Consider the following 23,936-nt stretch of genomic DNA (forward strand, 5'->3'; position numbering starts at 1 on the left):
TTGTTTTGAGATTTTTATTGAGTAAAATGGGCATGAAAAAAGATGAGAGTTAGAAATGTGATATTATCTACGATCATAGTTCTAAGTTTGACTGTTTTACCATCTGCACATGCAGAGCCCATAGTAGAAATCATTATGGAGAAAACGACTTACAGTTACTGTGAAAAATTATTCTATACAATCAAAGTTTCAGAAGTTACAGGAAATCCTGCAATAATTCACATTAGAGATGAGACAGGGAAAGGAAGCAGTGCAATTCCATTTCCAGTAACTGAACTAGAAAATCCAGTACCATCAAGAGTTGCTTTTGAAAAAGAAATTTTCCCGTTAGGAAAATACTTTATTGATATAGAGTATTCAGGAGTGCAGACAACTGCAGAGTTTACATTAATTGATTCAGGTAAAGTATGCATTCCAGAAACAGTAAAACCAATCATGGCAAATTGGCTTTCAGGAAACATATCAGATGGATTTCTAATTGATGCATTTGAAAAATTTACAGAAGATTTAGAACTTTTCAAAATTCCATTTGATATAAATGAAACAACTGTTTATGATGTTAGAATTCCAGAATGGGTAAAAAATGTAGGATACTGGTGGCTTGAAGGGATGATAAGTGACGATGATCTAGTTAATGCAATAAACAATCTCGTTGAGAGAAACATAATTTCACTTGAACAAGAGACAGGAAATGAAATATGAATAAATATTCTGTAATAACTGCAATTGCAATCATAGTAATTGTTACTCCATTTGTATTTTCTACAATGAATATTGTTGGAAGTCAACAATTAGAATACAGATGGCATTCTCCAGGAACTTTTTCATTTTTTACAATGTCAAATCATGGGGAAATGGAGTTTTGTAACACACTTCCATTTTGGATGACATTTGAAAAGTTTGAGGTTTCAATGTTTTACACTGGAACAAATGTTGGATCATATGAAGTAAAACCATTAACACTTAATCCATCAGCATCAGGAGTTCAAGAAGGGGTTTTTTCATCTGAGAATATTTCAAATGCACAACATACTTTCATGAACTTTGATTTTGAATTTGATTCAGGAGATATCAGATTAGACCCAAATCAATTCATCGTAGTAGTTCAAACACACACGCCTATTCTAGGCATAATACCATATTCGTCCACTACACAAATTTCAGCATTTAATTTTGATCAAATGATGAACGTAGAAGATTTGACTTGTGATTAATCTCGACTTTTACCGGCCTTTGACATTAATGCCAAGATGATTGCAATTGCACCAGTTACAACAAATGCTGCAATCAATCCGTAACCTAATTCCTTACCTAGTCCTTTGAAAGAAGTTGATGTTGGAGTAGATATTTCAGGTGTAGATGTTTGTGGTTCAAGAACACACACTCCATCTTGAAGAATTGTTCCAGGACCACATCTTTCATCTAAAACACATACACCATCTTGAAGAATTGTTCCAGGACCACATTCAGTTCTAGGAGTATCTTCAACAGGGGTTTCTTCTACTGGAGTATCTTCAACAGGGGTTTCTTCTACTGGAGTATCTTCAACAGGGGTTTCTTCTACTGGAGTATCTTCAACAGGGGTTTCTTCAACAGGGGTTTCTTCAACAGGGGTTTCTTCTACTGGAGTATCTTCTATAGTTCTACCAAATACTGAACCAATAATTTCTATCTCTTCAGTTCCAGCAGGTAATTCAATACTTAAAGTTCTACTTTGAGATGTAGTTTCAGTTTCTGAAAAAGTTGGCTCATCACCATCAGCTAAAATGATAAAGTCATCATCTACTCCTTCATAAACAGAATCAAAGAAGGTTCTATCAAATGTAATATCTAGAATTCCTTGAGAATCAGTAACATCAACTGAAATTATCAGTGAAATAAAATCAGTGTCGGACTCAATACCAGATACAGACATTCCAGATACAGTATAATCAACATCATAATCAGTTCCATCTACATCCACAGACATTGTTTCAGCATATACGAATGCAGATGAAAGTATTGTAAAGAAGATTAAGCCTAAGGATATCTTTAGCAGCGAATTACCATTTGTTAAATTTCTTAATCTATTAGATTGTAATTGGCTTATACTATGATTATTCAACGATTGACTTCCTCCAAATGGATGTTAAAAACAAAGAGACGATAATTAATCACGTAAAAGTCAACTTTTTTGAGTATTTTTAAGAATCACGCAGGAATTATCAGATGACGCCTCTCAAAATTTGGACAATTTTCTCAGCAATCACATTTGCTGCCAAGGATTGTGCTTCTTTTGTTTGAGCGCCAATGTGAGGAGTTAAAATGACGTTGTCAAGTTCTGCCAACTTTGTTCCAATAGCAGGTTCCTTTTCAAAGACATCCAATGCTGCACCACCAAGTGTTCCATTTTTGAGTGCATCATAAAGTGCATCCTCATCAACTACTCCACCTCTAGATGTATTGATAATTTTTGCAGTCTTTTTCATTGTGGACATTTTTTGTGCATCTAATAGATGGTATGTTGAATCAAGTAACGGAACATGAATTGATACATAATCAGCACTTTGTAAAAGAGTATTCAAATCAGCTTTCATCAAACCGACTTCTTTTGAAAATTCTTCATCAATTGGAACCACATCATAACCGATGATATTCATGTTAAGTGCACGTGCAAGTCTTCCTAGTCTTTTTCCAATGTTTCCTAATCCAACAATTCCAAGATATTTTCCTGCAAGTTCAGTTCCTTTCAATTCTTTTTTAAGCCACTGTTCATTCCTAATACCTCTATCACCTCTTGCAGTTTGTCTTGCAAGAGATAACATCAAACCCAATACTAATTCTGCAACAGCGTTCATTGCACCCTCTACAGCATTAATTACACGGATGTTTTTTGCTTTGGCGGCTTCTTGATCAACATTATCAAGTCCAACACCAACACGAGCAATAATCTTACAATTGTCTGCTTTATCGATCATCTCTTTTGTGATGGTAGTTCTACTTCTAACAATCACAATATTGTAATCGGAAATTTTTTCTAAAATTTGTTCAGGAGTAATCTCTGGTTCATAAGATATTTTCAAGCCATTATCTTGTAAAATTTTATTCAAAATCGGATCTACTTCATCACAGATCAGTACAGACTCGTCAAATCCCATGAAATGTAAAATAGAGCTACGGAATATAATTCATTCAAAATAATAAAAAGAAAAAGATGTTATGTTATCAAGAAGTTAAGATTTCTGCTACTACAGGAATTACTTCCCATAATGCGACATAATCGCCACTTTCTTGCATTTCAGAAGCTACGTTGTCAGTCATAAGACCATGAATGTTAATTGCTGGGTGAGCAATACTGTTCATTCCCATTGGTGGGACAGCACTACTTGGGTTACCCAAAGCATATGCATAAGATGCGACTGGTGCTGGGATAACTCCTTTCTCAACCAGAACTGGGTTCAAGCCGAATGGGTCACCTGCTACAAATACTGTAGCTGCGCCAGTGTAAATTGCTGCATAGTCATGGTTAACTGCTGCGTATGCACCTGGTTCATCAAATACCAAGTCAACAATCATTCCTTGTGAGCCACCGAGTAACCATGTTTCAGTTGCTGCGGATTGTACTCTGTTACCTTGTGTAACTCTGTCCAAAATTTCTCCTACAATGTGGAAGAATACTGGTTCGTTACCTTGGTTTTCAACGAATAATCTTACGTGTTGATCATTTTCAACAAATAAGAGTTGTGATTGGTATTGCTTGTGCTCAAGTCCATTCCATGGTTGTGCAACAAAGATGTTCTTGTTTACATCGCCATTGACGAGTAAGTTATGAGCCATGTTTGGTACATAACCAAATTGCATTCCATTTACAACTGTTGCAGTGTTTTGATGTTTGAACATTGCACCGGCATCATAGTTGCCTTCAGGTGTAAGATACAATTGATTGTATTGGAGTTGGAACTCTAATGCATCTGCATCATAGAATTTTCTGTCAAGTTCACCACTTCCGCTTGTTTTCTCAACCATTAATTTCTTGTAACCATTTGCAGGATCAACGATTGTAATTCCGTACATGCCGGAAAGTACGTGTTGGTCCATACCAATTAGTTTAACACCAGAACAATGGTATTTGAACATACCAGCAGATTCAGCGATGTAACAGTACTGACTTGTTTCACCAGGATTAACTGATTCAAAGTTTCCTGCTGACATTTGTGATGCATGCATGTCGTTACCGTGTCCAGTAACTTCATCATCTGGAATTGTAAGTGTCATTTTAACAACATCACCTTGTGTAACTCTTAGTGTTGGTCCTGGGACTTGTTCACTGAAAGTCATTGCGTGATATGTTTTTCCTCCCATGATTGGAAGTTCGACACTTTCACCAGTCAAGTTAAACTCAACGACATTACGTCCAGAGTTTTCTAGAGCACCACAATCAGTTTCTGCGAATGCTTCAGGCATTACAAGCTGTAAACCTCCCATGTGTCTGATCTTATCCATGACAGAGACATCCATTTGGTCCATGTCAAGAGATTGACCAGCAATTTGGGTTTGTGTGTATGTGCTTCCGAATAAGGTTGCGCCCATTACAGCTACTGCTGCAATTGTAAAGAGCATACTAACACGCTTATTCATTATGCACGATGGTACCCAGTTCCTATATAACAATTTCCCAATTTGGGAATTATGAAAATGTGATATGATGCTGAAAAAGAATGAATAATGGGTAGTTGAGGCTATTTTGTATGAAATTTAGATTAGATCAAGACTCATTAGGAAAAGTCAAAATTCCATCAGACGCATATTATGGAGCATTTACTGGTAGAGCAATCAAACAGTATCATGTTACTGGAAACACATCTCATGAGAATTTGATAAAGTCATTTGTTATGATTAAACGATCAGCTGCTGTTGCAAATATGAAGACAAAGGCAATTGACACAAAACGAGGAAAGGCAATTGTTTCAGCTTGTGACAAAATTTTGGCAGGAAAGCATGTTGATCAATTTGTTGTAGATATGATAAACTCTGGGGCAGGAACCGCATTTAACATGAATTCAAATGAAGTCATTTCAAATGTTGCATTAGAAATACTGCGCAAAAAGAAAGGACAGTATGAGTTCTTACATCCAAATGATCATGTCAATATGTCACAATCAAGTAATGATACATATCCAACTGCAATGCATGTTGCAATTTTGATGAATCTCAAAGAGACAATTCCTGCAATTGATATTCTGATAAAGTCATTATCAAAGAAAGCAAAACAATTTTCATCATTTAAGAAAATTGGAAGAACACATCTTATGGATGCATTACCAGTAACTTTGGGAAGTGAGTTTGCAGCTTATGTTACATCTATTACTAAAGCAAGAAACGAACTTGTTGCATCACAAAAAGAATTACAAAATGTTGCACTTGGTGGAACTGCTGTTGGTTCTGGAGCTAATACACCAAAAGGTTACAGAAAAATTGCAATTGCAGAGCTTGGAAAAATTTCAAAATTACCATTAAGACCTGAAAAAGACATGCAACATGGATTGCAAAGCAAGTACGCAGTTGCAAATTGTTCAGGTGCATTACGTAACTTGGCATTAGAAATTGGAAAACTTGCAAATGATATCAGACTAATGGCATCAGGTCCAATTGCAGGTTTGGCAGAAATTGGAATTCCTGCAGTTCATGCAGGCTCTTCAATCATGCCAGGCAAAGTAAACCCATCATTAGCTGAATGTATGAATATGATTTGCTTTAATATCATTGGAAATGATACTGCAGTATCATATGCAGCACAAGGTGGACAGTTTGAGCTTAATGTCATGTTACCTGGAATGCTAAAGTGCATGCTAGAGTCAACAGACATGATAAAGAACTTCTTGCCAATATTTTCTGCAAATCTAATTGATGGACTTACTGCAAACAAAGACAAGCTACGTGCAGACATTGAAAACAGTCCAGTGATTGTAACATTGCTGACTCCAAAGATTGGATATCTAAAATCTGCAGAACTTTTCAAAGAGTCATTAAAGACTGGAAAAACTATCAGAGAACTAGTAGTTTCAAAGAAACTAATGACTAACAAAGAAATTGATTCTCTGTTTGGATAAAGTATGGCAAAAATATTTGTAGAATCTTATGGATGTTCTGCAAGCTTTGCAGACTCTGAAATGATTTCAGGATTAATTCTAAACGGAGGACATACTTTGGTAGAAGATTCTTCAGAATCAGATCTCAATGTTGTGGTAACATGTTCTGTAAAGGATGCGACTGCAAACAAGATGGTTCACAGAATAAAGTCACTAAAGACAAAGCCTCTAGTTGTGGCAGGATGTCTACCAAAGGCAGAAAAAGAAACTGTAGAAAAGTTTTCTGAAAATGCAAGTCTACTTGGTCCAAATTCTTTAGGAAAGACTCTCCAAGTTATTGATTCCACACTCAAAGGAAGGAAAAAGATTGCATTAGAAGACACTGATCTCTCAAAAGTTGGGCTGCCCAAAGTCAGATTGAATCCAGCAGTAGGAATAGTTGAAATTGCAAGTGGATGTATGAGTGAATGTACATTTTGTCAAACTAAGATTTCAAAAGGCGATCTTCAAAGCTACAGACTAGGAGACATTGTAAGACAAGTAAAGACAGAGATCAATGAAGGATGTAAAGAAGTCTGGTTAACATCAACAGACAATGGATGTTATGGATTTGACATTGGAACAGATTTACCTTCTTTGATTAATGCAGTGTCAGAAATTCCTGAAGAGTTTATGATTAGAGTTGGAATGATGAATCCAATGTACATGCCACGAATCAAAGAAAAGTTAATTGAATCATATGATAATGACAAAGTCTTCAAGTTCCTACACATTCCAGTACAAAGTGGAAGTGACAAAGTTCTACATGACATGAAAAGAGGACATACTGCTGGAACCTTTAGGGAGATTGTAAAGAAAGCAAGAGAGAGATTCCCAGACTTTACCATTTCAACTGACATCATAGTTGGATTCCCATCAGAGACCAAAGAAGACTTTGAGAAAACAGTAGAACTGCTTGATGAGACAAGACCAGATGTTGTAAATCTCTCAAAATATAGCGCTAGGCCTGGAACAGAAGCTGCTGAATGGGAGCAAATTGATGTTGCAGAAGTAAAATCAAGAAGTAAGAGAATTTTTGAGCAGATCAACAAAATATCATTGGAGAACAACAAAAAGTGGATCGGTTGGAAAGGTGACGTTCTCTTTGATGAGCAGACAGATGAGGGAATCAAAGGTAGAAACTTTGCTTACAAGCCAGTCTTTGTCCCTGAACAAGTAGACATTGGTCAATTACATGCAGTTGAGATCATTGATGCTACTCAAAATAGCCTTCTTGGAAAGATCGCAAGCTAAATTTTTTAGATCTAAAATTTGATTAAAAAAACGTAAGAAGGTTTTTTATGGAATTCAGAGAATAGGATCTGAAATGAGTTTTCAAGTAAAAGAACCAGTTTTAGTAGTAGGTCTTGGTGGTGCAGGCTCAAAACTAGCACTCAAAGCCAAAGATTCACTAAATTCAGATTGTCTCTTAATCAGCAATGATTCAAAGGACTTTGCAGGAGATGTTCCTTCTGTGCATGTTTCAACAGATTCAGTAGTAAATCCATCAATGCAATTAATCAGAGGCTCAACTTACAATGCTTCAGAAGAAATCAAATCAAAAATTTCAGGCTATTCAACTATTGTTATGATGAGTAATTTGGCTGGAAAAGCAGGCTCAGCAATGGCGCCGGTTGTATCAGAGATGTGCAAAGAATCAGACATCGGACTAGTTTCATTTGCAATTATGCCTTTCAAATATGAAAAAGACAGAATTTTCAATTCAGGTGTATCACTAAAACGAGTTAGAGAAAACTCTGAATGCACTGTTGTGCTTGATAATGATTCATTATTAGAAAGCAATCCAGACTTGACTCCAAAAGCATGCTATGATATTGCAAATTCTGCAATTATGCACGTAGTAGAGTCACTTGGAACCTCAGAAATGTCTCACGATACAAACATTCTCACTACAAGCAAGGAAGGACAAGATATTGAAGATTCTCTTAGAGATTCACTCAAAATGTTATATGAAAATGCTCCACCTAATGCAGTAAAACGCTCAATGCTTTATGTTGTTGGAGGAAGCAATATTCCAGTAGGAGTACTAAATTCTATTACCAATCTTACAAGTGGAATTCTAGGTGAAAGTAATTCACAAATTGACATGACATCAGAACATGAAGAATCCAAAGTAGTAATGCTATCATCCATTCAAGGAATGACTAAATTTGATAACTATGATCCTCTTGGAATGATTCCACAAGAAGATACACTTGATTGGTCTACACCAGACTGTAGTATTGATTGTGAATTAGACTTATACCAATTAGAATAAAATAATTTTTTTAAAATTATAATTTTTTGAAAGAGTTTATTCTTTTTCTGCTTTCTTTGGTTTTTCAGAAGGTGCTTCTTTAGTTGGTTCTTCTACTTTGTCTTCAACTTTAGGTTCTTCTTTTGCTGGTGCCTCTTCTTTCTTTGGTTCTTCTTTAGATGGTTTCTCTTCTTTTGCTGGTGCCTCTTCTTTAGTTGGTTCTTCTACTTCAGCCTCGACTTTAGTTTCTGCTTCTGGTTCTTCTACTTCTGCTTCAACTTTAGTTTCTTCCTTAGTTGGCTCTTCTACTTTGTCTTCAACTTTTGGAGTTTCTTTTTCAGGTGTTACTTTAGATTCAATTTCTTCTTCATATGGAGAAACAAGAACATAGCCTTCATCGGTCTTGCTCATTCTAACTCTAATCTTTCTTGGAGGACTTCGAATTCCTTTTGCCCAAATTTGGTGAGCTAAATCTTCTTCAATTTTAATATCTTCAACTTTCATGTGATGACGAGCAAATTCTTTGATCATATTGATTGCTCTAACTGCTCTGTGTTGTGACTGAGAGAGTAATACTTTACCAAGTGGAATTGTGTAAACGCGTTCTAATTCTTGAGACATCTATCCTACCTCCACATCAGTTGATCTCCAAGCTCTACGTTTTGGATTAGTTCTTACACTTCTCTTTGTTTTGAGAATAATCCATGCAGGTACTGGTGATGCCTGTTTTGTTTTCTTTAACAGACGAATCTTCCTTGGAGAGGACTTACGAGCAGCCATAGATTTTCAGGCACGCGGAGCTCTTTTTAAATGAATCTCAGGATTTTAAGCCACTTTGCATCTGTTTTAGGATTCTAGCAGAGGCTCCCCAGACAATTTGATTCTGATACTCAAATGTATACATTTCTTGTATTTTGTTATGAGAAGGATCAGGATCTTTGGCCATGGTTTTCAAAAACGATTCTAACGGAATATGAAAAATTTTTTCAACTTCACAATTTGCAGATAGTTTTGAAATTTCACGTAGTACAGAGATAAAAGGCAAAATAAGAAAACCAGAATTCAATGTTATTACAGGATCTAATTGTCCAATGACTTGGTCTCGTGTAATAGTTAAACCAATTTCTTCACTTGTTTCACGTAATGCAGTATCCAAAAGATCCGAATCAGCAGGATCTAATTTTCCACCAGGGAATGAAATTTCACCTGCATGGAATTTCATGTCTTTTGGTTTTTCTGTCATCACAACCATTGGTTCTTCTCCATAAACTACAACAAGAACAGATGCCAAACGATATTTTCCAGTGTTTTCCAATACAGGATCAATTGGAGTAGAAAATATAGATTGTATTTGTTCTAAATTCAACATTATTGTCCCACTTTTCCATATGGGTTTTGGTATTCAAAGGTTTTAACCAAGGATGCAAAAAATGACAATATGACAATCAGGTATGAAGCTAATCCACCTAAAATTTTACCTGATGTAGATACTGATCAATCAATAAAGAAATTCATTGAAAGGATAAAAGATATTTCAAAAAAATGCGATGCAATTCATCTTACAGAAAATGTGTTAGGATTTCAGAGAGTTTCTCCACTAGAAGTAGGAAAAATAATAAAAAAAGAAATTCCAGATTTACCAATTACAGTAAGTTTACGAGTCAGAGATAAATCCGAAGAAGAAATTTCAGAGTTTGTTGAGAATTGTATTAACATTGGCTTTTCAGGAATCCTAGTTTTGATGGGAGATCCTTCACAAACAGGAAAAACAGATTCAGGGCAGATTCCAAGTTTGACTGTAAAAAAATTAAAAGAAAAAAATGTAGATTCAAAAATTGATTTGTATCTTTCAGTATCAAACAAACCAAATTTCTCTAAACTTGGAAAGAAGAAAGATGCAAAACCAAAAGGGTTCATGACTCAAGTAGTTCAAAATGTAGAACAAGTACAGACATTAGCAGATAATCTGAAGGAATTTTCAGTCATTCCAATCATACTATTTCCTTCACAAAAAAATGAGAAATCCGCAGAATTTTTGGATTTAGATTTAGAATCATACAGCCAAGAATTTGAAGAGTTGTTGAAAAAAGCACATGAGATTACAGGTGATGTCTTGCTAACATCACCAAATGATTTTACAGGATTAAACGAATTTTTGAGTAAAACAAGTTTCTAAAGTACAAAGTACTGTGCTTTAGGATGATGTACAACTATAGCAGCAGTTGATTGCTCAGGAATTATTTGACCTGATTCAGTTAATTCCATTCCAGATTTTTGTGGTTCCAAGAGTTTCCATACCAATTGATGTTGCAATACATCAGGACAGCTAGGGAAACCCCAAGAATATCTCAAACCACCTGCATCTAAATTCAATTCAGATTTTATTTTGCGATTAATCCATTCAGCTAATGCTTCTGCAACTTCAACTGCCAATCCATGAAGATAGTATGCATCAGTGTACTTGTCCTCTTTATTCCATTGTTCGATAATATCTGCAACTTTGTTACCAACTGTTACAGCTTGAAATGCAACAACATCATCATCACCAAAATAATCAGTTAAACATAGATGTTCAGGTTTAGTAGAACGAGGAAAATCAAAGGATACATCATCGCCACGAGGATTTTCTACAGATAGTTTTCCATCCTTGTTGTGACATTTGAAATAGCCATAAACTACTTCGGGTTCAAACAGTTTTTCTCGAATTATTCTAATCTTCCATTGACTAAGCAGTTGTTCGTGATCAGCCTCTGATTCAGAGCCTGCTTTACCTCTTAGTCCCCATGAAAGCTTGAAGAGGGATTTCTTGTCAATTAGTTGCCATACTTCATCCATCTTGATTTGTTCTCCTTTGAGACGAATAGGTTCACCAATAGTTGTTGGAGTAGGTGCTTGTACAGGTTTGATGTCACTTTTTGGTAGACTGGCAGGATCAACAGTTGCAGTAGATTTTTCTTTCCAGTTTTCTAATTTTTCTTTCCATTCTGCTAACAATTTTGGTTTTTCATCAGAGATCAATGTGTCCATTGTTTTTAGACCTTCAAACATTGTATTACAATAAAAGACACCAGGCTCATAGATTCCATCTTCTTTTGCAATACGATTAATGTAATTGCTGTTAATTGCAGCACCACCACATAGAATTGGAATATTCATCTTGTTTTTTCTTGCATGTTCTACAAAGAATTGCATTTGTTTTGAAGTAGAAACTAGTAATGCAGAAAGCCCAATTGCATCAGGATTTACTTCATCAATTTTCTCAAGGAATTTTTGCAGTGGAACTTGTTTTCCAAGATCATAAACAGTATAACCATTATTTTGAAAGATAGTCTTTACCAAATTCTTCCCAATATCATGAACATCACCATATACAGTTCCTAAAACCAGTTTTCCTTTGCTAGAGCCTTCTTCTTTGACCAAATACTTTTCAAGTTCACCAACAGCTGCTTTCATACATTCAGCAGATTTCAAAACAAATGGAAGGATTAATTCTCCTGCTCCAAATTTATCACCTACTTCTTTCATTGCAGGTAACAAGTCTTCATTGAGAGTTCTAATTGCACCATCATGAGTTTCTTCAGGAGGAGCATCAAGTGAAAGAACACCATCAGTATCCTTTAGAATTTCATTTTTTCCAACTTTATCAGCAATTGCAGATACAACATCATTTTCTATTCCATCCTTGAGTCTGTTTACGATTCTAAAGTTGGCCTTCTTTCCTGCAGGCCAAGATGGGTCTACATCAACTTTCTTTGATGCAGTACTAGTTTGAGGTCCTGCATTCTCAAAGTATGTGATTAGTTCAGATAAGGCATTAGGATGAGTGTTAAAGATTAGATCTTCGGCAAGTTTTCTTTCCTTCTCATCAATCTCTCCATAAGGAATTATCTCTTTTGCATTAACAATTGCAGTATCAAGACCTGACTTTATTGCATGATGTAGAAATACAGAGTTTAGAATTTTTCTAGCATAAGGAACCAGTCCAAAACTAATGTTACTTAGACCCAAGGTAGTAAAAGATTCAGGGTATTTTTCTTTGACTAGTCGAATTCCTTCAAGAGTATTTTTTCCTGCTTCAAGAAATTCGTCCTCGCCAGTTGCAAGTGTAAATGTAAGAACATCAAAGATAAATTGTTCAATTTTTAATCCATATTTTTTACCAGTTTCAAAAAGTAATTCAGCTGTCTCTAGTTTTTGTTGAGGAGTCTTTGCCATTCCGTTTGGTCCAATGCATAATGCTATTGCAGGTAAACCATACTTTGCCATAATTGGTGCAAGTTTTTCAAATCTACTTCCATCACCTTCAAGATTAATAGAATTGATTATTGGTCTTCCTGGAATCTGTTTTACAGATGCATCAATTACATCTGGATCAGTTGAATCAATTACTAATGGTGCATCAACTTCCAAGCTCAAACGCTTTACTAGATTTAGCATGAAATCTTTTTCATCAGCACGTTCAGTTGTTGCAACACATACATCAAGACAATGTGCTCCATCCTCAACTTGAGTTCTACCTAAATCAACTAGACCGTCATAATCATCTGCAAGAACCAGTTGTTTTGCCTTACGAGAACCTTGTGTATTGATTCTCTCTCCAATGATTAGCGGGGCAGGAATTTGTTTTAGATCAACTGCCTTTAATGCAGAACTTACTCTAGGTGTAGTCAATAGTGTAAAATCATCTCGGTTTTTCTAAATACTTAACCCTCGACAGAGTTGGCTTTTTCGTCAATTACTTTTCTTAGAACTTTGATGTGTTCAGGATTTGTTCCACAGCAGCCTCCAATTATTCGTACCTTTTTGTATTGATTAAGAAAATCACCTAATGCATCACCCATCTTCTCAGGAGTCATCTTGTAGACTGCCTGACCTCCCTCGTTTTCAGGCATTCCAGCATTTGGAACCACCAAAATATTATGTTCATTTTGCTCATCAAGCCATCTCACACTGGGTGTCATCTCAATTGGACCAGTAGAACAATTCATTCCAAAGACATCAATTCCCATATCAGAAACAGTAGTATATGCAGCTTGGATGTTTGTTCCAAGTAACATTTTGCCGTATTGATCTAGTGTGGTATTTGCAATTATTGGAATCTTCTTTCCAGTTTTCTCCATTGCTTGATGACATGCTTCAATTACTAATTTTACTTCTAAAATATCCTGACTTGTTTCGATTAATAATGCATCAACTCCGCCAAGAATTAGTCCTTCTGCTTGTAGCTCAAATGCTTCTTTAATTTCATCAAGTGGTTTTTGTCCTAAATCAGGATCATTTGAGCTTGGTAAAAATCCGGATGGCCCCATAGAACCAATCACATATCGAGGTCTGTCTGAATATTCTTGACATACTTCAGATGCAAGTTGTGCAATCTTTTTGTTAAATTCAATTGTTTGATCACCAAAACCATATTCATCTAGTTTAATTTTGTTGGAACCAAAAGAGTTTGTTTCAATACAATCAGCTCCTGCATCCAGATAATGTCTATGAATTTGTTTAATCCAATCAGGTCGAGTTACAACTAAGCCATCATTGAATCCATCTTGATTGTTTGGAAAGTCTTCTGGTTTTGGATTGAACTTTTGTATTTCAGTTCCCATTGCACCATCAAAAAGCAAAACTCTGTTTTGCAATGCATCCAAAAATGGTTCTTTTTCAGTCAATTTAATTTCAAAATGAATCTGTACAGTTTAACTCTTTTCAGAAAAAACCACCAACTGTAGTAGTAATGATACGTATGTTGAAATTAGGTCAAACGGAATTTTCAAGTACATTTATGCAAAAAGTTCAAGTAAACAATTTAGTACGAAGTGCCACATTTTTTCAGCACGCTGGTATCTCAATTGTCTTTGTTTTCATGCCTATTATTGCTCAAGGCGTCACAGAATCAGTCTTTGAGATAGGCCTTTTGGTAGCCTCATTTAGTTTTGCCCAGATTCTCTCGGAAATCTACTTTGGTAGGCACTCAGACAAGAAGGGAACCAGGCTCAAGTTCATCAGAATTGGATTCATCGGCTGTGCAATAGCATTTGGAATGCATTACTTTGCAACAGATCTTTCCATGTTCTTTCTGGTAAGAATTGCAGCAGGAATTGCAAGTGGAATAATGATTCCAGCAATGATTGCATATACCTATGAAGCAAACGTTGACAAAAAAAGAGCAGCAACAGTAATCTCATTTCATGCATTAGGGTGGATGGCAGGAATTGCAGCAGCTGGACTTGCAAATGACTTGCAGTTAATTTTCTTGATAAGTGCAGCATCATTTGTAGTAGGGCTGTTATTTACAATCAGACTCCCAAATCCTGAGCAAGAAAAAGAAGTAGAGCCTGGAACTACAAAAAGAGTAATTTCAAAAAACAAATTTCTTTTCTTGTCATTACTGCTAAGACATATTGGTGCTGCTGCTGTTTGGACCATTCTTCCAATAATGATTGTAGATAGATGGGGAGGAGAACTATACCACATTTCAATTGTGTATACTGCAAACACAATGACTGCTTTTATTTTGATGAATGTAATGGCAAGTAAAATTCATCTATCAAATGTCACTAAATTCAAGATAGGAGTCGGCTCTACAACATTTGTTTTTGTAGGGTTGTCATTTGTAACTGAATGGTGGATGGCAATGCCATTTATGTCACTGGTTGGTGCAACATGGGCATTCTTGTTTATTGGTGGAAACTTTCACTTAATGGACAACAACCCACGTTCAACTTCAACTGGGATATTTAGCTCAACTCTATCAATTGCAACAGTAGTTGGTCCTGTAATTGCAGGTGGAATTGCATTTGCATTTGACTATGTTGCAGTGATGTACTTTGCAATTGCCATCATTGTTAGTGCCTTTGCAGTATCACTGAAAATCAAAAAATAATCCAGAACTAAATCAGTTTTTTAATAATGTTAAACGCAGTATTGTGTTTTTCAGGCGTAATCCATAGTCGTTTGTACACATGAAAATCAGTCTCAAGTACAATAGCCTTTTTCTTTGTAGGCCTTGTTGCATCAAAATGAAACCAATCTCTGAAATTATTAGAACCAGAGATTCTCAGCCTGCCTGAGAACAGACCCATCTTCTTTTCAGAGATTTTTTTGACATGAGATAGTTTGACGTCCTTTTTCCCCCAAGGCAAACACCAAGACTTGAACCGAATCTTATCCTCAAAGATTTGGATGTGTTTATCAGAATACAGAATCTTTGACATGTGTTATTGTAGTTTATTTTAGATTTAAAGATCTTGTGTAAAAGATTTTTAGATTATTTTGAGTGGTTATCAACATAGATTGCTTTGAGGGTATCTGTTTTACTAAGGACACCTCCAAGTTTTCCATTGATTTTTACACCTAGACCATTAATCTTGTTTTGTGCCATAACTTTACAAGCTACAGTTAACTCTTCTTCAAAATCTATTGTTTCAAATGATTTTGTCATGACATCTTTTGCCATAGTTGTTGCTCCGAATCCAGAGTCAGACAAAAATCCTTTTCTAGTAAACACCACAGAGATTGCATCATCAGCATTATCAAGAACAGCATCAGTATTTCCCTTCTCTAATGCAACATGAAATAAATCACGAAAAGTCAAAATGCCTTCAGGATCATTTTCTTTATTCTTTAGAAAAATTCTAGAGATTTTCTCTTCAACCATTTTTTGTACAACATCCTTTAGATAGTCATCAGAGTTTGCTGCAATGTAGGATATTGTCATAATATCTCCAACCGTGTGTTTGCCCACATAGTTTTGAGAATAATATTTTGCAATGTCTGTTTTTGTTATTATTCCAACAAGTTCATTTTGAGATGAAGATACTCCTAAAGAACCGATATTTTGTTCAAGCATAAGCTCTACGCACTTTTCAACACTCATTGATTCATTGACGGATGTGAAATTATTCATAATCTGCGAGGCAGGGATATCTGCAAGATTTCTTTCAGTATCATCAGTGAGAAGAAACAATCCAATGTCCTTTTCTGTAATTATTCCAACAGGTGAATTTCCTTGGGTAAGAACAATCCGACTGATGTTGTCCTTTAGCATCTTTGTGATGATTTTGTCTAGAGATTCATTACTATCAGATGTAATTGGTTTTTGAGAGATAGAAACTAGTTCAGACAAAAAGACACCTATTTTATCAGATACACAGGTATTTTGGATTTTTGAAGAACATGATTTGATACACTTCCAATCATATCTTTTGATGCACTTCCTGAACCAGTAGTACTCATTACAATGTGATCAAATTTTCCTGTTCTTGCAGTGTGAAGTGTCACATGTCCAGGGGAGCCTCTTAGAAGTTTGGTTGAAAACTTTACATTTTTGTTTCCTGCTCGTTTTTCTGCTTTTTTGAGTAGTATTTTTCCGTCTTCTTGGAGTTGTTTATCAAATGTTTTTGTTCGTGGGCCTCCATCAATAACATGAGGAATTACATGAATGCAAGTAACTTGTCCATGAGTGAATCCTGCTAAAGTTAAGGCTCTATCTAAGGCTTGAAAGGATTTTTTTGAACCATCTAGTGGAACTAAAATTCTGTTAAGATCCATAAATCATTTCCAAAAATACTTCCATATTAACAGTGAATCCTATTTTCACAAAAGAAATCAAGTATCATCATTGGAAAAATAAAAGAAAAAAGGAAAAAATTCCTAAAATCTTGGAACTACTCTAGATTTTGCAGTGACTGCTACGATGCTTATGATTGCAACAGCTAGTATCATCATTGCAATTGTACCAAATTCTGGAACAACGTTTGTGAATACTACTTCTTCACCAATTGGTCCTGTCTTTTCGTCAATACCATAACCTTGGAAGGTGATAGTAATGTCTACTGGGTCAGCAGAACTTAGGGGTGCAGTCATATGCATGCCAGTGCCTTCATGATGATGTGCACCTTCATCGTGCAAAACTTCATCACCGTTTTGTGTAACCATTATGTCATGATTAACATGTTCTGCATCTTTGAACTCAATAGAAATTTCCATTGCTTCACCTGCAGTTGGGACTGAAGTCCAAATTGAAACCATTGTACCATCAGATAGCATACCCATTGCAGTTGCATCACCTTCTGGCATCATCATTTCGTCACTGTGTTCATCACCGTGCTCGTCACTGTGTTCGTCATGATCTCCTGATTCTTGTACAATAACTACACCTTGAATCCAAGGATGAATCATTGAAAAGTAAGAGTATTCTCCAGGTTCATCAAATGTATGGGTAAAGCTTTCTCCAGGACCAAGTAATCCAGAATCAAACATACCATCAGGTCCATCATCAGGATTTCCACTTGAAATTGTAGTATTTGATTCAGCATTGTTTGTCCAAATCACTTCTCCTCCAACATTAACTGTAACCTCAGAAGAAACAAGACATTCATCAGCAGTTTCACAACCAGGGAGGTTAGCGCCAGGAGCAACAGAGATCTCAGTTTGAGGATGATCTGCAAAAGCATTGATGCTTCCAGTACTAATAACCACAGTCATGATTGCCAATAGAACTGTTTTTGATTTCATATAAAGAAGAATTTTGAAAATTTGTTAATTATTGATCTGGTACATTTTTCAATTGTACCAATTGTATTTTTTAGAACTTTGCGAAATTATGTTTGAGAAATGGGCTATAGTCTTCAGCTTGGTTTATTTTTCAATTTTTTTATCAATTAAGAATTTTTGAAAAACAAACCAGTACAAATTAGAAATGTACCAATTTGATTAAAATGAATTCAACTTAATCACATACATGACAGAATCAAATACAACAAACAATACAAATTCTAAGAAAAAATGGTGGTCATTTTTTAGTAGAAAAAAACAAGAAAATCAAGTTTAGAAATAAAATAGGCCCTGAACCTATTTTGTTATTCTGTTCCTTTAGTTATCAATACAGGGCATTTAGCTTGTGCGACTACTCCGTTTGCAACACTTCCCAATACAAGCTTTCTAAAACCAGTTCTTCCATGAGAACCAATTACAATAAGATCAACATTGTTCTTTTCAGCAAAAGATACTATTCCATCAGAAGGCGAAGGGTTGTGAATAACTTCCAGTGAAAATGGTACATTTTTGGCATTTGCTTGTGATTCTAGTTCTTTTAGCATAGCTGTTGCAGTGTCTGTCTCTTCATCTTGAATCTCCTGCATTCTTTCAAGTGAAATACCCGCAGATTCTGACACTTTGGATTGCAGAACAGTGGTAACGATAAGTTTTGATGCAAATTTTTCGGCAATCTCCAATGCTTTATCAAAAGCCTTTTGAGAATAGCCTGAACCATCAAACGGAATCAAAATCTTTTCCAATAAAGTATGACATTATTTTGAATATTTATTCTTAAATTCAAAAATCAGGTATGATAATTATAGATTCTAGTTCAGAACTTTGGTAGGTAAAATTTTCAGTGTTTAGGCAGATTGTTTTCATCCAGATATGCATCCCATGCAATGATGCCACCTTCTAAAACCTGAAAGTCAATTCCATGTTGTGCCAACTCGTATGTTGCTATGGTTGCACGATTGCCAGAACCACAAATAATTACTACTGGTTTATCAGTTGGGATTTCAGACAAATTTTCTTCAATAAAGATATCTGCTAATGGAATGTTTTTGCTTCCTGAAATCATGGTAACTTCTAATTCAGAAGGTTCTCGTACATCAAGAAGATAAACGTCATCTTGATTTTGTAATTGTTCATAGAGTTCTTCTGAAGAGGTTACAGTTGGAGTCATCTTTGTTGAAAGGTTTTCATCCCAAGACTGTATCCCATCAACAAGAAAAGAGGTTTTAATTCCTGCATCATTCATAATTTGTGCTGAGTTTAATGCACTACTTTGGGAATCTCCAACAAGAACGACATGCATATTTTGTGTTACTTCAGGAATTCTGCCAAACATTGTTTTGATTCTCTTATCAAGTGTTGCACCTTCCATTACATCAACTGAAGAACCTGCAATATGTCCATCCACATATGAGTTTGAATTCCGCATATCAATTACTACTAGATTAGGATCAAGTGTCATTTGTTGTTCTAGTTCACTTGAGGATATTGAAAATGGTTGATCAATAGGGATTGCTGAAGGAGTTGGTTCAACTTCATATCCGATAAATCCTGCAGCCATTGCAATTACCACAATTACAGCAATTCCAATTCCTACAGGTATTACTTTATTCAATGAGATAATTTACTCTGAGCTTTACTTAAAGATAATCAAATGCTTTGAGAGTTGAATCAATCATATGAAATTTTTTCAGAGAAATGTATCAAAGTTGATATGTAAAAAACATCTAATCTATACATTGGATAGAAAGACAAAGATTCTAAAAATTATTCAAGCAAATCCTGGAATCCATGTTAGGGGAGTGATAAAAGAGTCTAGTTTTGAAAATGGTGTAGTTACACATTATTTGAGACAGTTAACAGAAGATGGAGTCGTAAGGACACAGAAACGTTCTAGATATCATAGGTACTATCCAGTAGATGTTGAAGAAAAAGAGTTCCCAGTAATTAGGAATATGCGCAAGCCAACAAAAAAAGAGATACTCTTTAGAATTATGGTAGAAGGTAATCCATCATTCAAAGATCTTACCCTAAAAATTGACAAAAGTCCTTCAACAATATCCTGGAATGTATCTGAACTTGTGAAAGAAGGAGTAGTTGAGAAATGCAAAAAAGATGGCAAGCAATGTTACAGGGTAAAAGACAAAGAACTTTTCAAAAAAACATTCAAAAAAGAATTCACTAAATTATTTGATGAAAAACTAGAGCACTCTGAAGATATCTTTTTGGCATTATAGTGGTACATTCGACAAAATCGCCAAACCTGCTTTTTATCATAATGTGCTAGTTTTCACAATGAAAGGATATCTAAAATATTCACTGTCTATTCCAGTGTTTGCAGCAGTATTTCTGCTTGCAGTAACTGCATTGCCAGCACAAGAACAACCTGCTGATGCATATGCAAGAACAGTAATGGTCCACATTACATCTGATGAGAATCACAGGGTATTGATGGGGGTTCAACATGCAAAGGCAATGCTAGATAGTGGAAAAAATGTTGCAGTTCTACTTGATGTAGATGGCGTAAAAGCAGGGGTTAATCAACCAGACTCAAATCTATCTGCATCCAATGATCTTCTACAGCAATTTCTTGCAGACGGTGGAAGAGTAATTGCATGTCAGCACTGTGTTGGCATGGCAGGTTTCAGTATGAGTGATATGCTCCCAGGAGTTGAAATTGATTCACATCCAAACATGCCTAAAATGCAGAGATTGATTGATTCAGGTGCAGTAATCTTAGATTACTAATCCTTTTTTATTTTTTAATTTGAAAATCATTCGATAATGTCTCCAATTATTATTTAAGAAATTTTGACGTAATAAAATCAAATGTTAGAACAAAAAACAACTCAAAAAAAACCACCAGTAATTCCAGTGATTGCATTGATGGCAGGAGGATTAGCTGTTATGCTAATTCTATTGTTAACGCCATGGAACTTTGTTCCAGTAGAAGTAACTGAAGCCATAACTGTACTTGAAGTTACAGAGTATGGTTGTGTTGGAGAATCAATGTATGGTGTAAGTGTCGTAGTCTCTGAGTGTAGCGCAAAGGTAGGCGATGTTGTTTCAGCCTCATTTTACATTCCAGCAATGGAAGTAAACGGATTCTATGACAAAGTTCAAGAAAGAGTCATGGCAGTTCAACCATAGACAATTTCTTTTTTCTTTTTTTATTTCTAGTAAGAAATCATTTAATCTTCAAACTCAGATTCTGGAATTTTTTTATCTCCATTTTTTACATGGATTGAATTATGTTTTAATTTACAATCTGAACACATAACCATTCCACAATACATGCACATTACAGTATGAACTGTAAGATGAGTACATCTTAGAGGCATGATTTTACCAGTCAATTATCAGAGTGATGGAGTTAGCACTCATAAAGAATTCGGAGTGTTTTTAAGAAAATCTTACAGAATGGTTTCATGGATTTGAATACATTTTTTGGGTTGTGGATGGCAGGTTCAATTGTATTCATTGGAATTTCAGCATACAAATCAAGACACATAGACATTAGCAAATCAATTAGAAAACCAACAAAACCAACTTGGCCTAGAACAGAATTAGAAGAAGTTTTTGGAGTTTAGAAAAAATAAAAGAAAAAATGATTTGGAATAGTCAATTAATCACGTTAATCGTCTTTATCGTCGTTATTGTGATTAGACTTTTTTCCTTTTGCTGGGAATTTGCCGTCATCAATGTCAGCAGTACAACCAAAGCCTCCAAACCATGAAGGATTGTTGAATGCTGAGCCTCCGTCAGGAGCATCACGACAAATTGCCTTTACATCTATTGGAACATCCATTACACCAAAGTAGTCAACAGTTCCAGTTACATGGTAACCATAGATTCCTGGTTGTGCTAGAATTTGTCTAGCATAATAATGACCTGGATCACCATGAACACCGCCAACATCAGCATCTTTTACTAAAGGTTTGAAACCTTTTTCCACTGCTTTGTTGTACTGTCTATCATTTTTGTAATAGAATTTGTCAACTTTCAAATCAGCTTCTGCAAGATTTAGTTTAGTTCTAGTGTCACTAATGAATAACTCCATGTTATGTTCACCAGACCATTTTCCTGCTTCTTGTGCTCTTGTTGGTTCGTTGCTATGTCCCATGATAATTGTGATAAAACGTTGATCACCGTTTGGCAAAGTAAATGAAACTACTTGTCCACCGTGTGCAAAGGCTTCCTCAGATGAAGCAACTGAAAACAACATTACTGTTGCAACAGATGCAATCATAAACATTGAAGTATTCTTTGAGAACATTTTAGTCATGACCTCCATGTCCTAATCCATCGTTATCATGTTCGTCATCATTTAGGTCATAGATTGTGTTAGCACTCAAGTCAACATATGGACCATCCGTATATGGAGCATCAGCAATGTTTCCTAGAACGCTTTGGATATTGATATCAACAATGTGTTGTCCAGAGAATGTAACATCAGAGGTTCCCAGATTAGCAATTGCTATATCAGTAACTCTTGGTGCTCCACCATTAAGTGGATCTGGAATATGTGCATGCCATACACATCTGTTGTCTCCGTTGGAAACCAGATCAATGTAGAATAATGGCATTGGCTCAATATGGGTAGCGCTGTTGTGCTCATCAATATGTCCGGCAATTACTGCAACTCTTGGTGCATTTGTATCGTCGTCTACAGGTACACATTCATCAGTTAGTAAGAAATGGCCAGATACAAAATTTGGACTTGCATCGTACAAAGGCATGACCTCACCAGGTCCCAATGTAATACCATTCAAAGAGATGTGTGTGTTATCAGGAATATTATCACCTGATACTCCAGCCTCAAAGCTGTGACTTGCAAATGAATAACCACCAAATGCTAACGCAATTGTTAGAATTGCAGTGCCTGCAATCATAGATGTTTTTTTCTGTGTTAGAAAAGTCATTGAATTTAATTTTTCAATTATATTAAAAACAAAATTGGTACATTAGTAACTTGTACTGGTAGATTAGAAATAATCATTTTACGTTTGTAAAACATACCAGTATTGCAATTTTTAAAGTTGTTTTCAAAATTATTTGTAAGAATTATTGATTTGACATTTTTTAATTAATTTTTTCAGCGTAGAATTTCTTTTAAGATAATATTTTTTTTCAGAATTTTCAAGTTTCAAAACCACTAAATCAGACGCTATTAGTTTAGATAAATTCTGAGAAATAGTTGGTGCAGATTTTCCCACCTTTTCTACAATTCTTTTGAATTTGAGACCATCTGAATCACTTAGTACAGACAAAATACGTCGTGATGTTTCTTTTCTTAAAAAAACAATAATCCGGATTTCCTCATGCGTGATTGTAGGCGTAAAAAATCTAGTTTTGTTTTTTTCACGTTCAATTTTGATTGTTCCATTTGATTCTAGTTTAGTCAAATAGTAAGAAAGAACACCGTTCTTTAATCCAGATACTCGAATTATCTCACTATAGTGTAATCCAGGGTTTTTATGAATTATTTCAGTTAGCATAGATTCTCTATCAGACACACAGACGATTTTTCAAAAATGGTGAAAAAACAACTGGTTCATTTGTCAAATGTACTGGTTTATTCAGAAAATTAACCATAGACTCAGCGCCTATGTTTTTGTTCAATCACTAGGGTTTAACATCTGGAAGTGAAGTAAATGCAGAATTTACTTCTCGAACTATATCTTGAGCGTTGGCATCTCGTTCTGCAGATATCAATACAAGATATTCTTTAGTTGGAATGCTGATCATAGTGACATTAGTACGTCTTGAAACAATGTAATCAATAGAACCTAATTTTTCATCAAAATCTTTTCGCATCATATATTCTAGCATTAATTGAACATACATTCTACGATTTTCCTTATCAGGAAGAAAAGATGTTACACCTTCTTTAAAATTGCCTGCAATTTTGCTGCCCATATTGTTTATCACACCAACAAATCGAATTTTGGGCAATTCTAGAATTTTCTGACAAGATTGCTCAAATTTTGTAATTTCATCAGAAGACATGAGTTATCTAAGAC

At 35.3% G+C, this 23,936-nt stretch carries 30 protein-coding genes; 11 read left to right on the forward strand and 19 right to left on the reverse strand.

Translation table 11 applies throughout. The annotated features are described in order from the left end of the window. Positions 1–42: 42 nt before the first annotated feature. Positions 43–702: a hypothetical protein gene (locus tag NMAR_RS06735; protein WP_012215638.1), complete on the forward strand. Its 660-nt coding sequence runs from the start codon at positions 43–45 to the stop codon at positions 700–702. Next, complete coding sequence (locus NMAR_RS06740; RefSeq protein WP_012215639.1) at positions 699–1,214, forward strand: hypothetical protein; 516 nt, start codon at positions 699–701, stop codon at positions 1,212–1,214. Before NMAR_RS06735 ends, NMAR_RS06740 begins: the two co-directional genes overlap by 4 nt. On the opposite strand, the gene NMAR_RS06745 is transcribed toward NMAR_RS06740, so the two are convergent. From NMAR_RS06745 to NMAR_RS06755, 3 genes are all read right to left on the reverse strand, one after another. Next, complete coding sequence (locus NMAR_RS06745) at positions 1,211–2,104, reverse strand: hypothetical protein (RefSeq protein ID WP_012215640.1); 894 nt, start codon at positions 2,102–2,104, stop codon at positions 1,211–1,213. The genes NMAR_RS06740 and NMAR_RS06745 overlap by 4 nt on opposite strands. Before the next feature lie 100 nt (positions 2,105–2,204). Then, positions 2,205–3,137 carry a D-2-hydroxyacid dehydrogenase gene (locus NMAR_RS06750; protein WP_012215641.1) on the reverse strand — a complete coding sequence of 311 codons (933 nt, stop codon included), beginning with the start codon at positions 3,135–3,137 and terminating at the stop codon, positions 2,205–2,207. A 67-nt stretch (positions 3,138–3,204) separates the two neighbouring features. Continuing rightward, positions 3,205–4,599, reverse strand: a complete 1,395-nt coding sequence (locus tag NMAR_RS06755) for a multicopper oxidase domain-containing protein (RefSeq protein ID WP_148680335.1) — start codon at positions 4,597–4,599, stop codon at positions 3,205–3,207. Between the two features lie 128 nt (positions 4,600–4,727). Between NMAR_RS06755 and NMAR_RS06760 the strand changes: the two genes are divergently transcribed. The 3 genes from NMAR_RS06760 to NMAR_RS06770 all read left to right on the forward strand — a co-directional run bounded on the left by NMAR_RS06760 (position 4,728) and on the right by NMAR_RS06770 (position 8,385). Then, complete coding sequence (locus NMAR_RS06760) at positions 4,728–6,089, forward strand: aspartate ammonia-lyase (RefSeq protein ID WP_012215643.1); 1,362 nt, start codon at positions 4,728–4,730, stop codon at positions 6,087–6,089. A gap of 3 nt (positions 6,090–6,092) precedes the next feature. Then, positions 6,093–7,361 (forward strand): tRNA (N(6)-L-threonylcarbamoyladenosine(37)-C(2))-methylthiotransferase, encoded by a 1,269-nt coding sequence (locus NMAR_RS06765; protein WP_012215644.1) that lies wholly within the window; start codon positions 6,093–6,095, stop codon positions 7,359–7,361. Between the two features lie 73 nt (positions 7,362–7,434). Beyond that, a complete protein-coding gene (locus NMAR_RS06770) occupies positions 7,435–8,385 on the forward strand; it encodes an FtsZ/tubulin family protein (RefSeq protein ID WP_012215645.1) in 951 nt (316 codons plus the stop codon). Between the two features lie 36 nt (positions 8,386–8,421). On the opposite strand, the gene NMAR_RS06775 is transcribed toward NMAR_RS06770, so the two are convergent. From NMAR_RS06775 to NMAR_RS06785, 3 genes are read right to left on the reverse strand one after another with little or no spacing between them, the layout of a single operon-like run. Then, complete coding sequence (locus tag NMAR_RS06775; RefSeq protein ID WP_012215646.1) at positions 8,422–8,985, reverse strand: 50S ribosomal protein L31e; 564 nt, start codon at positions 8,983–8,985, stop codon at positions 8,422–8,424. Then, entirely contained in the window at positions 8,986–9,144 is a 159-nt protein-coding gene (locus NMAR_RS06780; protein ID WP_012215647.1) for a 50S ribosomal protein L39e, read from the reverse strand. A 37-nt stretch (positions 9,145–9,181) separates the two neighbouring features. Beyond that, positions 9,182–9,733 carry an NUDIX hydrolase gene (locus tag NMAR_RS06785; protein ID WP_012215648.1) on the reverse strand — a complete coding sequence of 184 codons (552 nt, stop codon included), beginning with the start codon at positions 9,731–9,733 and terminating at the stop codon, positions 9,182–9,184. Here NMAR_RS06785 and NMAR_RS06790 point away from each other — a divergent pair. After that, positions 9,725–10,540: a methylenetetrahydrofolate reductase gene (locus NMAR_RS06790; protein WP_274377699.1), complete on the forward strand. Its 816-nt coding sequence runs from the start codon at positions 9,725–9,727 to the stop codon at positions 10,538–10,540. The two genes, NMAR_RS06785 and NMAR_RS06790, sit on opposite strands and share 9 nt — an antisense overlap. Here the strand turns inward: NMAR_RS06790 and NMAR_RS06795 are convergent. Next, complete coding sequence (locus tag NMAR_RS06795; RefSeq protein ID WP_012215650.1) at positions 10,537–13,035, reverse strand: methionine synthase; 2,499 nt, start codon at positions 13,033–13,035, stop codon at positions 10,537–10,539. The two genes, NMAR_RS06790 and NMAR_RS06795, sit on opposite strands and share 4 nt — an antisense overlap. Positions 13,036–13,067: 32 nt before the next feature. Then, positions 13,068–14,030 carry a homocysteine S-methyltransferase family protein gene (locus NMAR_RS06800; protein ID WP_012215651.1) on the reverse strand — a complete coding sequence of 321 codons (963 nt, stop codon included), beginning with the start codon at positions 14,028–14,030 and terminating at the stop codon, positions 13,068–13,070. 113 nt (positions 14,031–14,143) lie between these two features. Between NMAR_RS06800 and NMAR_RS06805 the strand changes: the two genes are divergently transcribed. Next, positions 14,144–15,244 (forward strand): MFS transporter, encoded by a 1,101-nt coding sequence (locus NMAR_RS06805; protein ID WP_148680336.1) that lies wholly within the window; start codon positions 14,144–14,146, stop codon positions 15,242–15,244. 7 nt (positions 15,245–15,251) lie between these two features. Here the strand turns inward: NMAR_RS06805 and NMAR_RS06810 are convergent, their stop codons facing one another. The 6 genes from NMAR_RS06810 to NMAR_RS06835 form a co-directional block, all read right to left on the reverse strand. Beyond that, on the reverse strand, positions 15,252–15,575 hold the full coding sequence (locus NMAR_RS06810; RefSeq protein WP_012215653.1) for a hypothetical protein: 324 nt from the start codon (positions 15,573–15,575) through the stop codon (positions 15,252–15,254). 53 nt (positions 15,576–15,628) lie between these two features. After that, complete coding sequence (locus NMAR_RS06815) at positions 15,629–16,486, reverse strand: CBS domain-containing protein (RefSeq protein ID WP_012215654.1); 858 nt, start codon at positions 16,484–16,486, stop codon at positions 15,629–15,631. Between the two features lie 8 nt (positions 16,487–16,494). Beyond that, positions 16,495–16,911, reverse strand: coding sequence for a universal stress protein (locus tag NMAR_RS06820; protein ID WP_012215655.1), 417 nt, complete (start codon positions 16,909–16,911; stop codon positions 16,495–16,497). Positions 16,912–17,013: 102 nt separating this feature from the next. Beyond that, positions 17,014–17,877 (reverse strand): PEFG-CTERM sorting domain-containing protein, encoded by an 864-nt coding sequence (locus NMAR_RS06825; protein WP_012215656.1) that lies wholly within the window; start codon positions 17,875–17,877, stop codon positions 17,014–17,016. 344 nt (positions 17,878–18,221) lie between these two features. Next, positions 18,222–18,659 (reverse strand): universal stress protein, encoded by a 438-nt coding sequence (locus NMAR_RS06830; protein ID WP_012215657.1) that lies wholly within the window; start codon positions 18,657–18,659, stop codon positions 18,222–18,224. Positions 18,660–18,754: 95 nt separating this feature from the next. Beyond that, positions 18,755–19,528 (reverse strand): rhodanese-like domain-containing protein, encoded by a 774-nt coding sequence (locus NMAR_RS06835; protein ID WP_012215658.1) that lies wholly within the window; start codon positions 19,526–19,528, stop codon positions 18,755–18,757. Between the two features lie 124 nt (positions 19,529–19,652). On the opposite strand from NMAR_RS06835, the gene NMAR_RS06840 reads away from it, so the two are divergent. From NMAR_RS06840 to NMAR_RS06850, 3 genes are all read left to right on the forward strand, one after another. Continuing rightward, the gene (locus NMAR_RS06840) at positions 19,653–20,150 is read left to right on the forward strand and encodes a winged helix-turn-helix transcriptional regulator (RefSeq protein ID WP_187146523.1); all 498 of its coding nucleotides are present in this window, start codon (positions 19,653–19,655) and stop codon (positions 20,148–20,150) included. A 58-nt stretch (positions 20,151–20,208) separates the two neighbouring features. After that, positions 20,209–20,661 (forward strand): DsrE family protein, encoded by a 453-nt coding sequence (locus NMAR_RS06845; protein ID WP_012215660.1) that lies wholly within the window; start codon positions 20,209–20,211, stop codon positions 20,659–20,661. Between the two features lie 81 nt (positions 20,662–20,742). Then, a complete protein-coding gene (locus NMAR_RS06850; protein WP_012215661.1) occupies positions 20,743–21,063 on the forward strand; it encodes a hypothetical protein in 321 nt (106 codons plus the stop codon). 41 nt (positions 21,064–21,104) lie between these two features. Here the strand turns inward: NMAR_RS06850 and NMAR_RS09790 are convergent, their stop codons facing one another. Next, positions 21,105–21,269 (reverse strand): hypothetical protein, encoded by a 165-nt coding sequence (locus NMAR_RS09790; RefSeq protein ID WP_187146524.1) that lies wholly within the window; start codon positions 21,267–21,269, stop codon positions 21,105–21,107. 72 nt (positions 21,270–21,341) lie between these two features. On the opposite strand from NMAR_RS09790, the gene NMAR_RS09795 reads away from it, so the two are divergent. Continuing rightward, positions 21,342–21,503 (forward strand): hypothetical protein, encoded by a 162-nt coding sequence (locus NMAR_RS09795; RefSeq protein WP_187146525.1) that lies wholly within the window; start codon positions 21,342–21,344, stop codon positions 21,501–21,503. Between the two features lie 44 nt (positions 21,504–21,547). Here NMAR_RS09795 and NMAR_RS06855 read toward each other — a convergent pair whose 3' ends face one another. From NMAR_RS06855 to NMAR_RS06870, 4 genes are all read right to left on the reverse strand, one after another. Beyond that, positions 21,548–22,189 (reverse strand): hypothetical protein, encoded by a 642-nt coding sequence (locus NMAR_RS06855; RefSeq protein WP_012215662.1) that lies wholly within the window; start codon positions 22,187–22,189, stop codon positions 21,548–21,550. Position 22,190: 1 nt separating this feature from the next. Then, the gene (locus NMAR_RS06860; RefSeq protein WP_012215663.1) at positions 22,191–22,835 is read right to left on the reverse strand and encodes a hypothetical protein; all 645 of its coding nucleotides are present in this window, start codon (positions 22,833–22,835) and stop codon (positions 22,191–22,193) included. Positions 22,836–22,964: 129 nt separating this feature from the next. Continuing rightward, complete coding sequence (locus NMAR_RS06865) at positions 22,965–23,429, reverse strand: winged helix-turn-helix transcriptional regulator (protein ID WP_012215664.1); 465 nt, start codon at positions 23,427–23,429, stop codon at positions 22,965–22,967. A gap of 109 nt (positions 23,430–23,538) precedes the next feature. After that, a complete protein-coding gene (locus tag NMAR_RS06870; protein WP_012215665.1) occupies positions 23,539–23,922 on the reverse strand; it encodes a DUF6659 family protein in 384 nt (127 codons plus the stop codon). Positions 23,923–23,936 lie beyond the last annotated feature (14 nt).

It is taken from the genome of Nitrosopumilus maritimus SCM1 (genome assembly GCF_000018465.1).
GTDB lineage: Archaea > Thermoproteota > Nitrososphaeria > Nitrososphaerales > Nitrosopumilaceae > Nitrosopumilus > Nitrosopumilus maritimus.